The 12,406-nt window shown below is 68.1% G+C and carries 12 protein-coding genes and 1 tRNA gene; 10 read left to right on the forward strand and 3 right to left on the reverse strand.

The features are described 5' to 3' along the window. The first annotated feature begins 347 nt into the window (after positions 1–347). From U1T56_RS03085 to U1T56_RS03105, 5 genes are all read left to right on the forward strand, one after another. Complete coding sequence (locus tag U1T56_RS03085; RefSeq protein WP_418157970.1) at positions 348–620, forward strand: hypothetical protein; 273 nt, start codon at positions 348–350, stop codon at positions 618–620. 440 nt (positions 621–1,060) lie between these two features. Continuing rightward, positions 1,061–1,612: a hypothetical protein gene (locus tag U1T56_RS03090; protein WP_418157971.1), complete on the forward strand. Its 552-nt coding sequence runs from the start codon at positions 1,061–1,063 to the stop codon at positions 1,610–1,612. A gap of 435 nt (positions 1,613–2,047) precedes the next feature. After that, the gene (locus U1T56_RS03095) at positions 2,048–2,386 is read left to right on the forward strand and encodes a hypothetical protein (RefSeq protein ID WP_418157972.1); all 339 of its coding nucleotides are present in this window, start codon (positions 2,048–2,050) and stop codon (positions 2,384–2,386) included. Between the two features lie 229 nt (positions 2,387–2,615). Then, positions 2,616–3,257: a C39 family peptidase gene (locus U1T56_RS03100; RefSeq protein WP_418157973.1), complete on the forward strand. Its 642-nt coding sequence runs from the start codon at positions 2,616–2,618 to the stop codon at positions 3,255–3,257. Between the two features lie 36 nt (positions 3,258–3,293). After that, positions 3,294–4,526 (forward strand): transporter, encoded by a 1,233-nt coding sequence (locus U1T56_RS03105; protein WP_418157974.1) that lies wholly within the window; start codon positions 3,294–3,296, stop codon positions 4,524–4,526. A 222-nt stretch (positions 4,527–4,748) separates the two neighbouring features. Here U1T56_RS03105 and U1T56_RS03110 read toward each other — a convergent pair whose 3' ends face one another. Then, a complete protein-coding gene (locus U1T56_RS03110; RefSeq protein WP_418157975.1) occupies positions 4,749–6,941 on the reverse strand; it encodes a primosomal protein N' in 2,193 nt (730 codons plus the stop codon). A gap of 84 nt (positions 6,942–7,025) precedes the next feature. Between U1T56_RS03110 and U1T56_RS03115 the strand changes: the two genes are divergently transcribed. After that, entirely contained in the window at positions 7,026–7,961 is a 936-nt protein-coding gene (locus tag U1T56_RS03115; RefSeq protein WP_418157976.1) for a tyrosine recombinase XerC, read from the forward strand. A 142-nt stretch (positions 7,962–8,103) separates the two neighbouring features. Here the strand turns inward: U1T56_RS03115 and U1T56_RS03120 are convergent, their stop codons facing one another. Both U1T56_RS03120 and U1T56_RS03125 read right to left on the reverse strand, forming a co-directional pair. Continuing rightward, the gene (locus U1T56_RS03120) at positions 8,104–9,423 is read right to left on the reverse strand and encodes an arylsulfotransferase family protein (protein WP_418157977.1); all 1,320 of its coding nucleotides are present in this window, start codon (positions 9,421–9,423) and stop codon (positions 8,104–8,106) included. Between the two features lie 474 nt (positions 9,424–9,897). Continuing rightward, positions 9,898–9,972 (reverse strand) — tRNA-Gly (locus U1T56_RS03125). 222 nt (positions 9,973–10,194) lie between these two features. On the opposite strand from U1T56_RS03125, the gene trxA reads away from it, so the two are divergent. Genes trxA through U1T56_RS03145 form a run of 4 tightly spaced genes read left to right on the forward strand, consistent with a single transcriptional unit; the run spans position 10,195 to position 12,405 of the window. Further along, entirely contained in the window at positions 10,195–11,118 is a 924-nt protein-coding gene (gene trxA / locus U1T56_RS03130; RefSeq protein ID WP_418157978.1) for a thioredoxin, read from the forward strand. Between the two features lie 17 nt (positions 11,119–11,135). Next, positions 11,136–11,783 (forward strand): LON peptidase substrate-binding domain-containing protein, encoded by a 648-nt coding sequence (locus U1T56_RS03135; protein ID WP_418157979.1) that lies wholly within the window; start codon positions 11,136–11,138, stop codon positions 11,781–11,783. 30 nt (positions 11,784–11,813) lie between these two features. Next, the gene (locus U1T56_RS03140) at positions 11,814–12,047 is read left to right on the forward strand and encodes a Trm112 family protein (RefSeq protein WP_418157980.1); all 234 of its coding nucleotides are present in this window, start codon (positions 11,814–11,816) and stop codon (positions 12,045–12,047) included. After that, positions 12,037–12,405 carry a gamma-butyrobetaine hydroxylase family protein gene (locus tag U1T56_RS03145; RefSeq protein ID WP_418157981.1) on the forward strand — a complete coding sequence of 123 codons (369 nt, stop codon included), beginning with the start codon at positions 12,037–12,039 and terminating at the stop codon, positions 12,403–12,405. Before U1T56_RS03140 ends, U1T56_RS03145 begins: the two co-directional genes overlap by 11 nt. The last annotated feature ends 1 nt before the right edge of the window (position 12,406 follow it).

Raw genomic sequence — 12,406 nt, forward strand, 5'->3', positions numbered from 1 at the left:
TCAGATCCTGTCCACTTGCTACAAATGCCGTTCGGCTCTGCTTCCGACTGACGAAGGGCCTTCCTCTCCTGGAAAGAGAGGAAGGCTCTTTCTCGGGAGCAAGAGAATGATCGGAATGGCTCGGCGTACTCGTGGCGGTAGGTGACATCCGGGAAGCATGGATGCATGATCGACTGGCGCCGAGTCGATTGGTGTACGGGGCTGGCTCCGGAAGCAAGGCGCCCGAAGTCGCCGGTATCGGCGCGAGGCGGCCGGAGCAGGTGAGGTGAACGAGCATGAAGCGCAGCCGCTCCCTTGTCGTCTGGCTCTCGACGTCGTGCCTGGCCGCCATGGGAGCAGCGAATGCCATGGCCAAGGAGCTGACCTTGCGCATCGAGCCCGAGCAGGGGACGTCGTACACGGCCCGCTGCACCGTCGAGACCGGTAGCGGGCGGCAGACGCACGAGTTCTCCGGTGCCGAGCTCCTCGAGCGGACCTTCCAGGGCGACTCCCTGTCCTGCCGCATCGTCCAGACGTCCGAAGGCGGCCTCGTGATCGATCTCACGAGCTCGACCGGCTCCTCGTCGCGCTCGAGCACCAGCGGCGGCAGCGGCGCGCTCACCATGGTCTCGATCAGCTAGCCGACGGGCCTCCCGCCAGCGACCGGCCCGGGCGGCTCGTGGCCATCCGATATTCCATCGGCGTGTGTGGGCGATCCCAGAGGCGCTGATCGCGTCGTCCTGCGACCGCATCAAACTACGGGGCGCCAAGTATCAATGCTCGATCGCCTGGCATTCCGTCATGGGCGTAATCCGTCCATGGTGTGAACGGCGGGACCGCTCAAAAGTTTATACGGTCGGGTGTATGCACCATAATACGCGATCCGACCGACAACTTTCGTCACACATACCAAGGAGAGGCTGGGCAAGGGCTCGACCTTGCGTTGTTGTGGCTCAATTCCGGAAGCCGGGCGCCGGCCCGCTGCCGCCTTGAGAAGGCCTCGCAGGCCCGTGCTGCCAGCTTCCAGTCTCGTCGACGGACCATTCGAGGCAAAGCCACGGGGCCTAATGTTATGAAGACAATGAAGTCGCTCGCATGGGTCGCGCTCTGCGCCGTCCCCCTGCTCGCCATGCAGCCCAATGCCGGGCTCGCCGACGAGCCGCTCAGGCTGACCGACGACCAGATGGACGCGGTCAACGCGAGCGGTGTCGTCGTGGCCGTGACCATGGCCCAGACCCATCTGCGGAACGGGACGCTGCAGGTGCGCCTCGTCGCCGATCATGGCACGAGGCGGCTCGTCGTCCGGTTCCTCGACCGCTCCGGCCACGTCACCTTCCGTCGGGTCGTCGACCTCACGGCCACGAGGCTGAATCAGGTGTTCACCGTGGCCGGCAACACGGTGCGGATCACGCGGTCGGGCTCGGTGCTGACCTTGCGCATCGTCGGAAAAGGCGGCCGCACGGTCCTCGTGAGCCGGACCGTTCTGACGAAAGGCGGCGTGGCCATCGCCACCACGAGCGGTGGTTCGACCTCGGTCTCGGTCGGCAGCCACAGCACGAGCGTCAAACCCGGCAGCATCAACATCAACCATATCCTCGGCGGTCTGGGCATCACCGTGAAATCCGCCCACTGAGACCAGATCGCGCCGAAAGGTGCGCCCAGCCCCGCCGAGTCGGGATGCTTCCCGGCAAGGCGCGGGCAGCGCGCCGCCTTGTGGGCGACGAGGGTTCGACCCGTGGTCCGGCCCGCAGTCGGCTTCATGCCGATCGCGGCCGGACTTCTTTTTACTAATGCGTTCGACTGCACCCGCCAGGTCGCCTATAAGGCATCTCACTATCTTGATAATTGATGTCATCGCTCCGTGCGCAACTTGAGTATGCGTGGAGGTTCTTATGGGGTAAAGAGCCGATGCGCCAAAGTTATAGCCGGCAGGCGCCGATGTTCGAGGCCGTATTAAAACTTAATCGAAGTTGATCCCAACCCTCGCTGAGACCAACCTGCAGGGACTGGTGCCTCCCGCGGCGTCAGTCGGACGTAGAGAGAAGTTACAGCCTAAGGATTGGGTATAATGAGGAAGCTTCTGTCATTGCTGTCAGGGGTCGCGCTGGTCGGCTCCGTCGGGATCGCCCAAGCTGCCGATTTCGGGGGGCCGGTGCAGCTCTCGGCGTTGCAGCTGGACAGCATCACGGCTGGGCATAAGAAGCCGCATCATCGTCCGGCTCCGCCGCCCAGCAACACCACCAACAACAACCTGAACCTCGCCATCGCGATCAATACCGGCTGCACGGTGGTCATCAACTCCGCCTGCAACAGCGCCGCCGGTGCGGTCGCCGGTGGCGGCACCGTTACGATCAACCAGACAGCGGTGAATGTTGTCGACATCAGGAACATCGTCAGGAAGAAGTGAAAGGCGACTCCGCGTTGAGGATGTTCGCCGCATAGTCCTGCTTTGGGTCTGTCGGCGTCGGAGGGCCTCCCGGCCTCGTCTGGGGGGCCCTTTTGACGTCGTGCGCGAAATGTGCGAGAGCGTTGGTTGCAGCGCATCCGAAACCGTCAGGGGAACGGCGATGCGAGAACGGCACCTGGCATGGTCCGCAGGCTATCGGTCCCGATCGGCTCCGCCCACCGGCGACACCATGCGAGTCCCGCGCCGCGAGACGACGTGCCGGCGCACGGCCTGCCTCGTCATCGGCCTCTTCGTCGCGATGCTCGCCCCGACCACGAGCCAGGCGAAGCCGGTCAGGAGCCTGTTCGAGCAGCGTCGCGAGCACGTGATCGTCCAGCAGTTCGACCTGAGCTGTGGTGCCGCGGCGCTGACGACGCTCCTGAACTACCAGCACGGCGAGAACCTCACCGAGCACGAGGTGGCGGTACGCCTGATCGGGCGCGAGGAATACCTGGCCAATCCCACTCTCGTTGCGGCCCAGCAGGGCTTCTCGCTGCTCGATCTCAAGCGGGTCGCCGACTCGTACGGCTACGAGGGAATCGGCTACGGCCGGCTCACGCTCGACGACCTGATCGCGAAGGCGCCGATCATCGTCCCGATCAGCGTATTCGGGTACAACCATTTCGTTATTTTCCGCGGCGTGCTGGGCGACCGGGTGCTGCTCGCCGATCCGGCCTACGGCAACCGGACCATGCGCACCGACCGCTTCCTCGACGCCTGGATTGACTTCGGGGAAATCGGGAAGGTAGGTTTCGTCGTCGCTCCGCCACTCGGGCTGGAAGTTCCCAATCTGATGGCGGCAAAACCAGAGGATTTCCTCATCCTGCGTTGAGATCCTCACATATTTGGCCGCTGCCGAAGGATAACGATGCATCGTGAATTTTTCCGCGTAGCGCGTGCTGCCATCGGCTCGGCCCTGCTCTGCACGGCCGCCGCGAGCCCCATGATCCACGCATCCCCGGTGCTGGCACAGGATCGGCCCACGGCGGCGCCCACCCGCGAGGAGCTGCAGCGCCTCCTGCGGCAGCGGGACGATGCCATCGCCGGCCTCGTGCGGCGGGTCGAGGAGCTCGAGCGGCGCCTGAGCGGAACGCCGGCCAAGGGTGCGGCCCCGACGGCGGCGCCCGAGCGGCCGGAGACCGCTGCTGAGGAGGCGGCACCCGGCGAAACGCCGCCTGCCGCCCAGCCGGCGCCGCAGCAGGCGCAGCGTCCGGCCGGGCCGGGTGCCGTCACGGTGGATCAGGCTACGGCCGAGCGGGCGCTGGAGCGCTCGCTCGTGACCACGGGCGTGGTGCTTCTGCCGCCCGGCACGGTCGAGATCTCGCCCAATTTCAGCTACACGCGCACGGACACGGACTCGCCGGCGCTGGCGCTGCAGGACGGTGTACCCGTGGCGGTCGCGAATCTGAGGTTGCGGCGCAACATCCTCGATGCCGGGATCGATCTTCGGGCCGGATTGCCGTTCGACAGCCAGATCGAGCTCGGGCTGCCCTCCTACACCTATGTCGACCAGTCCACCGCCACCCTGATCGGCGGGGGCGGGCAGGGTCGGACCAGCGAGCACGGCTCGGGTGTGGGCGACTTCACGGTCGGGTTGGCCAAGACGCTGCTCACCGAGAAGGCATGGGGTGCCGACTTGGTGGGCCGCGTCACCTGGAACACCGGCACGGGCGAGAAGAACGACGACGAAGTCAGCATCGGCAACGGCTTCCAGTCCCTGAGCGGCCAGCTCACGGCTTCGAAGAGCCTGGATCCGCTCGTGTTCGTAGGCAGCGCCTTCTACGAGCGCAGCTTCACGGAGGACCATTTCCGTCCGGGCGAGCAGACCGGCTACTCCCTCTCGGTCTTCCTCGCCGCGAGCCCGGAAACCTCGCTCCGGTTCGGCTTCAGCCAGGCCTTCGTGGACGAGGCGAGATCGAGAGGCGACGACATCAAGGGCTCGGACTTCTCCAGTATCAGCTTCGACCTCGGCGCGTCCGTGATCGTCGGCCGGCGCACGCTCCTCGACGTGAGCGGCAGCATCGGGCTCAACGAGGACACACCCGACTACGTGATCCGGGTCTCGCTGCCGATCCAGTTCGACCTGCCGTTCCGGTTCTGACGCCCGTCTGCGACCGCCCGGTCTTGCCCGTCGACATTCTCTAGGATAATATTCCAGATCGTTCCCGGCGCGGCCGGGCGACGGGAAGGGGCGGCCTTACGAAGCGGAATTGCACGAACGAATTCGAGAAGTCGGGGTGTTTCAACGATTAACATGAAAAATGTTGGAGCTGCGTGAGCCCGCGCACCGGCTTGCGACAGCGCGGCCGCCGGTGCTCGCGACTCACAGGAAGCTCACCGGATCGACGTCCACCTGCAGGTGGACGGCGGCGGGCAGCTTGATGGGGGCGAGCCAGGCGCGCAGCCAGCCCGGAAGGTCGATGCCGGCAGTCGCCTTGACGAGCAGACGCTCGCGGTAGCGGCCGCGCAGGAGGGCGAGAGGGGCGGGTGCCGGGCCGAGCACGACGATGCCCTCGGTCTCGGGGGCCGCACGGGCCACCGCGCGCGCCTCGGCCTTGACCCGCTCGGCGTCGCTGCCGGCGAAGATCAGGGCGGCGAGCCGGCCGAACGGCGGCATCTCGCCGGTCCGCCGCTCCTCTAGCTCGACGGCGAGGAAGCGATCCTTGTCGCCGACCGCGAGTGCCTGCATCACCGGATGCTCGGGCAGGTGGGTCTGGATCAGCACCCGGCCGGGCCGCTCCTCCCGGCCCGCGCGCCCCGACACCTGGTAGAGGAGCTGGAACGTCCGCTCGGCCGCGCGCAGGTCGCCGCCGCCCAGGCCCAGATCCGCGTCCACCACGCCGACGAGGGTGAGAGCGGGGAAATGGTGGCCCTTGGCGATGATCTGGGTGCCGATCAGGACGTCGACCCGCCGGGCCTCCATGGCCTGGACGATCGCGGCGGCGGCCTTGGTGTCGGCAATGGTGTCGCTCGTCATCAGCGCCACGCGCGCCGTGGGCAGCAGCTCCTCGAGCTCCTCGGCGAGCCGCTCCACGCCGGGGCCGGAGGCCGCGAGCATGCCCACCGCGCCGCAGCTCGGGCAGTGCTCCGGGGCGGGCATGCCATAGCCGCAATGGTGGCACTGGAGGCGCCCGCGCAGCCGGTGCGCCACGAGCCAAGCCGAGCAGTTGGGGCAGGCGAGGCGATGGCCGCAAGCCCGGCACAAGGTGAGCGGCGCGTAGCCGCGCCGGTTGAGGAACAGGAGCGACTGGGCGCCGGCCGCAAGGTTCTCGACCAGTGCCGCGCGCAGGGGCGGCGACAGGAAGCCGCCGCGGGGCGGGCGCTCCCGGCGCAGGTCGACCAGCTGCACCGCCGGCATGGTAGCGCCGCCGTGCCGGGCGGGCAGCGCCACGTGATGCCAGCCGGGCGCGGCCGGCGGGCCGCCGGCGATGCAGCCCGCCGCCATGGCGGTCTCGACCGAAGGCGTCGCCGAGGCCAGCACGATGGGGCAGCCCTCGAGCCTCGCCCGCGCGATCGCCATGTCGCGGGCATGGTAGAGGACCATGTCCTCCTGCTTGAAGCTGCCGTCGTGCTCCTCGTCGACGACGATGAGGCCAAGGCCCTGCAGCGGCAGGAACAGGGCCGAGCGGGCGCCGACCACGACGTCGATCGCCCCTTCGGCGATCAGGCGCCAGGTGCGGCGGCGCTGGGCCGGGGTGAGCGCCGAATGCCAGACGGCGGGCTGGGTGCCGAAGCGACGCTCGAACCGGGACAGCCACTGCGCGGAGAGGGCGATCTCGGGCAGGAGCACGAGCACGCGTTGCTGGCGGCGCAAGGCGGCCGCGACCGCCTCGAAATAGACCTCGGTCTTGCCGGCACCGGGTACGCCATCGAGGAGCACCACCCCGCCGCCTGCTCCCACCAGCCGGCAGAGCCGGTCGGCCGCCGCCCGCTGGGCGCCCGTGAGCTCGACCCCGACGCGGGCGGGATCGGGGCGGGGCCAGGTCGGCCGCTCGATCAGCGGCACTGGCGCCAGCAGGCCGTCGCGTGCCATCGCCTGCACCACGCCCGTGCCGACACCGGCGGCCTTGGCGAGCGCCGCCGGCAGCAGGACCGCACCGTCCGCGAGCGTTGCCAGCACGGCGGCGCGCTGCCTGGACAGTCCCGCCGGAGCGGCATCGGACGCGCGCCGGTAGGCGAGCTTCGTCGGCCAGGGTTCGAGCGCGGCGGGCACGCTCATGGCGAGTCTCAGCACCGCTCCCATGGGGGCCAGGGTCTCGCTCGCGACGTGGCGCACGAGGGCGCGCAGCGGCTGCGGCATGGGCGGAGCATCGAGCGTGGCACCCAGCGGCTTCAGCCGGTGGAGCGGGAGGGCCTTGGCCGAGGGCTCGTCCCAGACGACGCCGATCAGCCGCCGGCCGCCGAACGGAACCTCGACGAACGTTCCCGGCGCCGGTTCCGGGCCTTCGTCCAGCCGGTAGTCGAACGGGCCGTCGAGCGGGACGGGCACCATGACGGGGACAGCGCTGCCGGGCATGAGGTCCTTGGATCGGGCCGAGCGTTGAACGGGAACCCGGCTGATAGCATGATCGGGCCAGGATCGTCAGCCGAAGGCTCCCTCTTGCTGCAGCACGCCACCCCCGATCTGCGCGACGTCGTCGAGAGCTGGTGCCGCTGGCTCGGCAGCGAGCGCCGCCTCGCCCCGCGCACCGAGCAGGCCTACCGCCAGGACATGGCGAGCTTCATCCGCTTCCTCGCCGGGCATCTCGCTCGCGACGTGGCGCTGAGCGATCTCGCGGCGCTGCAGCTCGTCGATCTGCGCGCCTGGCTCGCCTGGCGCCACGGCGAGGACTTCGCCCGCACCTCGACGGCGCGGGCGATCGCCGGCGTGCGCAGCTTCTTCCGCTACATCGACCGCCGGCACGGCATCCACAATCCGGCGCTGCAGGTGATGCGCACGCCGCGCCTGCCGCATCGGGTGCCCCGACCGCTCGCGGAAACGGATGCGCGCGACCTGATCCTGAGTGCCAGGACCGAAGCGCGCGAGCTCTGGCTCGGCCATCGCGACACGGCACTCTTGATGCTGCTCTACGGTGCAGGCCTGCGCATCGGCGAGGCGCTCGCCCTCGACCGGCGCGACGTCGGCATGGACCCGCGGGCCCTGCGCGGCCTGCGCGTGCGCGGCAAAGGAAACAAGGAGCGGCTCGTCCCGATCCTGCCGATCGTCGCGGAAGCCATCGCCGCCTATCTCGCCGCCTGCCCGAACCCGCCTCTGCCGGACGAGCCGCTGTTCAAGGGCGTGCGCGGCGGACGGCTGCAGCAGGGGGTCGTGCAGAAGCAGGTGCGCCAGCTCCGGGCGACGCTGGGCCTGCCCGAGACGGCGACCCCGCACGCCCTTCGCCACAGCTTCGCGACCCACCTCCTGGGCGACGGTGCCGATCTCCGCGCGATCCAGGAGCTTCTCGGTCATGCCAGCCTCTCCACCACCCAAGGCTACACCGAGGTCGACAGCCGACGGCTGATCGCTCTTTACACCCGCGCTCATCCACGGGCGTAGAGCCGCGCCGGAAACGCCACCCCTTGGGGATGCCGGCTCCTTGCCCGAAGAGCCGCCGCTGGCGCGGCCCTCGCCCGCAGGGCCTCATCCTTCGGTGGAGCTCCGGCGAGCCCGGCGCGGTTCGGCCGGCCGAAGCCGGCACTCAATGGCCGAGAAATGTCAACTGTTCTTCGGGGATGCGGGCGGCGTAGGTGATCATGCCCACCATCGGCTTGCCATCCTCTTCGCCGATCACGTTGACATATTCCCAGACCAGCTTCGGCTCGGGGTCGTGGGTGATCTCGCGCACGAGGCCCTCGTGCGCATCGACCGTGATGATGTTGCCGTTGCTCAGCACGTCCTGCATGCCCCGGTCGACGCTGCGGAACCCGCCGTCCTTGCAGCCGTCGTATTTCCAGACGATCGACATATCGGCGGGATCGAGCTCGAGGAGGCGGGTGCGGCCACAGGCCGGATCACCGCCGAGATTGTCGTAGACCATGAAGTGGCCGTTGGGCAGGTAGTCGGCGTCGTGTTGGCGGACGAACGGGCCCGTGTAGACCCGCTTCGCCTGCCGGGTCTCGGGGTCGATCACGGCGATCGCGTTCACGTTGCGCATCGAGACCAGAAGATCACCGGCCTTCAGGCCGGGAAAGCGATCGGCCCATTCGGCCGGAAGCGGCTCGGCGCCATTCAGGTGCAGCGGATCCTCGGCCTCGATGTCGAGGGGTTTCTGGTAGGTGACGGAGAGGAGACCCTGATGGTTCTGGAGCGCCTTCAGGACCGAGATCTCGTCGAGCACCTGCCCGTCCGGCGAGACCTTGAGGATCGTGTCCTCGTAGTACCAGGGCATCATGTTGGGAAATTCCGGGATGCCCTCGGGCCGGTAATGCTGCGACGGCACCCAGATCGTCCCGTCGGGCTGGACCACGAGGTCGTGATGCGTGTTCCGGGCGAGCTTCCAGACGATCCTGGAATCCTTGTCGATCTTCACGAGGCCGCTGCCGAACGGGAAGTTGTTGTCCTGGAAGTTGAACAGGAGATCGCCGTTCGGGAAGAGATGGGCGCCCATCCAGGCGATGACCGTGTCGCGTGCCTGCCACATCAGGTGCTCGGGCTTCGGGAAGGCCTGGCTGAACAGGATGCTCCACTCGTGCAGCTTCCTGCCGTCGATGTCGACCAGCCATGCCTTGAAGCCGGTCATGGTGTAGCCGACGACGAGCGTCGCGCCGGGAGCGACGCGGGACCGGTCGAGGATGCGCGCTTGCGGCTGCGCAGGCGTGCCCGGGCGACCCGGCGCGATGTAGTCCGGCTTGTCGAGATAGGCGTTGTAGAGCCCGCGCGTGGTCTGCTCCATCGCCTTCAATTGCGGATAGAAGGCGTACTTGTTCTTGCCGTCGAAGAAGCCGGCGATGAAGGCGAGGAACAGGAGACCGATGACGAAGGCCGCCGCAGCGGCGACATCGATGGGCTTCTTGGGCATGTCCCGTCCTTGGTAGCGCAGGTCCCAGATCGGTGCTGGACAACATCGCTGCCGTCCCGAGAATCGGCAGTGGTGAATACCTCTCCAGCAGCTTCAACTTCGGGCAGCGCGGCTGGCGGATGGGCTCGTCTTAACCGAGCCTGCCCGCGGGTAAAGCGGTTTTTCCCCTGCGCCAATAGCTGTGACCGGACGGCACCCGTCTCGATCCGGCTGCCTGCCCCATCGTATGCCCACGATTCCGGAAGGACCCAACTGCCGCTGCTCCCACGCTGCGATCACGGCTGCAGCCTAATCCTCGCCGGTTGATGAATGCTTGATCCAGCAAGAGAACGGACGGGAGCCATTCCGAGCGCGGGCACCGGAGAGCGCCTTGCGGGCGGACCATTTCGCACGGGTGCTGCCCGCTCCCGGACGGTCTGCGGCCATCGACGCCGTTGCGCCGATAACACATGTCCGCATTGTCATCGGAGGAACTGGAGCGGGCGAAGGGATTCGAACCCTCGACCCCAACCTTGGCAAGGTTGTGCTCTACCCCTGAGCTACGCCCGCATCGCCGGCCAGCCGGCGTGGCGCGTATCTAGCGGGACGGCAGGGGCTTGGCAAGCCCCTAATCACGTCGGTCCGGCCGATTCCCTGCCATGACCATGGTCTTGTAAGCCCGCCCGCGATTGGCCATCTAACCGGCAGGCGCGCAGCCCCTCTCGAGGCCGCGCCGGGGTCGGCTCGATCGGTCGCCCGACGACGGGAAGTCAGGATAAAGAGGTCGCTTCGATGCAGCTCTTCGCCGGTGCACCCGCCTCCGCCGCCGGTGGCGATGCCGACATCATCAAGAACGGATCGCTCAAGACCTTCGCCCAGGACGTACTCCGCGCCAGCCAGCAGGTGCCGGTGCTGGTCGATTTCTGGGCGCCCTGGTGCGGACCCTGCAAGCAGCTCACGCCCGTTCTCGAAAAGGTGGTGCGCGCGGCCAAGGGCAAGGTCCGGCTGGTCAAGATCAACATCGACGAGAACCCCGAGCTGGCGCAGCAGCTCCGTATCCAGTCCGTGCCCACGGTCTACGCCTTCCTGGGCGGCCAACCCGTCACGGGCTTCGCGGGCGCGCAGCCCGAGAGTCAGATCAAGGCCCTGGTCGACCGGCTGATCCAGAGCATGGGCCCGCTCGGCCCCGACGAGGGCGACGATCTGCTCCAGGCGGCGCAGCAGGCTGCCGAGCACGGCGACACTCGCACGGCGGCCCGCCTCTACCAGCAGATCCTGGCCGAGGATCCGGCCCAGCCCGAGGCCCTGGGCGGGCTCGCGCGCTGTCTTCTCGCCGACGGCAAGCTCGCCGAGGCGCGGCAGCTCCTCGAAGGAGCGCCGAAGGAGCTCGCGAACCATACCGCCATCACCGGCGCCAAGGCGGCGCTGGCGCTCGCCGAGGAGGCGGGCGAGCTCGGCGATCCCACGAACCTGCTGGCACGCGTGCAGGCCAATCCCGACGACCACGAGGCCCGCTACCAGATCGCGACCATCATGTTCCTGCGCGGCCAGATCGAGACCGCGATGGAGCATCTCGTCCAGATCGTGAAGCGCGACCGTGCCTGGAAGGACGACCTCGCGCGCAAGCAGCTCGTCCGGTTCTTCGAGGCCTTGGGCCCCAAGCACCCGGCGACGGCGAAGGGGCGGCGGATGCTCTCCTCGGTGCTGTTCAGCTAGCGCCCCGACCCGCTCCCATGGCCGATCTCGCTTCGAGCCTGCCGCGCCGCTTTCCGATCTTCCCGCTCCGGGGTGCGCTCCTGCTGCCGGGCGGGAATCTGCCGCTCAATATCTTCGAGCCGCGCTATCTGCGGATGGTGCGCGATGCGATGCAGACCGATCGCGTGATCGGCATGATCCAGCCCAAGACCGAGGACGATCCGTCGCCGGCACCTGCCCTCTACCGCACCGGCTGTGTCGGCCGCATCTCGAGCCTCGAGGAGACCACCGACGGCAGGCTCCTCATCACGCTCACCGGGGTCTGCCGGTTCGATGTCACCGAGGAGCTCGAGGTTGCCACCCCCTATCGGCAGGTGGAGGCCGATTTCGGCCGCTGGCGGCAGGACCTCTATCCCGCGCTGCCGCCGGCCGAGCTCAAGGCTGGCCTGCTCGGCGTGCTCCGGGCCTATTTCGACCGCCACGGCATCGAGGCCGACTGGAGCACCATCGATGCCGCGCCGCTCGCGGGCCTCGTCACCTCTCTGTGCATGATCTGCCCGTTCGAGGCGGAGGAGAAGCAGGCCCTCCTCGAGGCACCGGACATGGGCCGGCAGGCCGAGCTTCTCATCGCGCTGATGCGGATGGAAGCGCTCGCCGAGCCCGGCGGCTCCACCTTGCGCCACTGACATGCCCAGGAAGCTCCGGGAGAGGATCCGTTGACGTCGCCGACACCCGAAGCCGGCCCCGATCCGCGCCTGCTCGATCTTCTCGTCTGCCCGCTCACCAAGGGCCCGCTCCGCTACGATCGGGCACGCAACGAGCTCGTGAGCGAACAGGCGGGCCTCGCCTATCCGATACGTGACGGCATTCCGATCATGCTGGTCGAGGAGGCCCGCCCGCTCGACGACAGCGAGTGCGTGCCGCGCGAGGTCCGCGCCGATGACGAGTAGTCCCGCGAGCCAGCCCTGGCCGCTCGAGATCCGGGTGCGCCGTGCGGAGAAGCGGCTCGAGATCGATTTCGACGACGGCAACACGTTCAGCTATCCGGCCGAGCTTTTGCGCGTCGAGAGCCCTTCGGCCGAGGTCCAGGGTCACGTGCCTTCGCAGAAGGTGACGGTCGCAGGCAAGCGCGACGTCGGCATCGTCCAGCTCGAGCCCGTCGGCAACTATGCCGTCCGGATCGTGTTCGACGACGGGCACAGCACCGGGATCTATTCGTGGCCTTACCTCTACCGTTTGGGCCGCGATCAGGCTACGATTTGGCAGTCCTACCTTCAGGCGCTGGAGAGCAAGGGACTCTCCCGGTAAG

The sequence above is a fragment of the Benzoatithermus flavus genome, assembly GCF_037908215.1.
GTDB lineage: Bacteria > Pseudomonadota > Alphaproteobacteria > Geminicoccales > Geminicoccaceae > Benzoatithermus > Benzoatithermus flavus.

Coding starts and splice junctions, on each gene's coding strand:
- U1T56_RS03085 (WP_418157970.1), top strand. CDS start 348: ATGGCCAAGGAGCTGACCTTGCGCATCGAGCCCGAGCAGGGGACGTCG.
- U1T56_RS03090 (WP_418157971.1), top strand. CDS start 1,061: ATGAAGTCGCTCGCATGGGTCGCGCTCTGCGCCGTCCCCCTGCTCGCC.
- U1T56_RS03095 (WP_418157972.1), top strand. CDS start 2,048: ATGAGGAAGCTTCTGTCATTGCTGTCAGGGGTCGCGCTGGTCGGCTCC.
- U1T56_RS03100 (WP_418157973.1), top strand. CDS start 2,616: ATGCGAGTCCCGCGCCGCGAGACGACGTGCCGGCGCACGGCCTGCCTC.
- U1T56_RS03105 (WP_418157974.1), top strand. CDS start 3,294: ATGCATCGTGAATTTTTCCGCGTAGCGCGTGCTGCCATCGGCTCGGCC.
- U1T56_RS03110 (WP_418157975.1), bottom strand. CDS start 6,941: ATGCCCGGCAGCGCTGTCCCCGTCATGGTGCCCGTCCCGCTCGACGGC.
- U1T56_RS03120 (WP_418157977.1), bottom strand. CDS start 9,423: ATGCCCAAGAAGCCCATCGATGTCGCCGCTGCGGCGGCCTTCGTCATC.
- trxA (WP_418157978.1), top strand. CDS start 10,195: ATGCAGCTCTTCGCCGGTGCACCCGCCTCCGCCGCCGGTGGCGATGCC.
- U1T56_RS03135 (WP_418157979.1), top strand. CDS start 11,136: ATGGCCGATCTCGCTTCGAGCCTGCCGCGCCGCTTTCCGATCTTCCCG.
- U1T56_RS03145 (WP_418157981.1), top strand. CDS start 12,037: ATGACGAGTAGTCCCGCGAGCCAGCCCTGGCCGCTCGAGATCCGGGTG.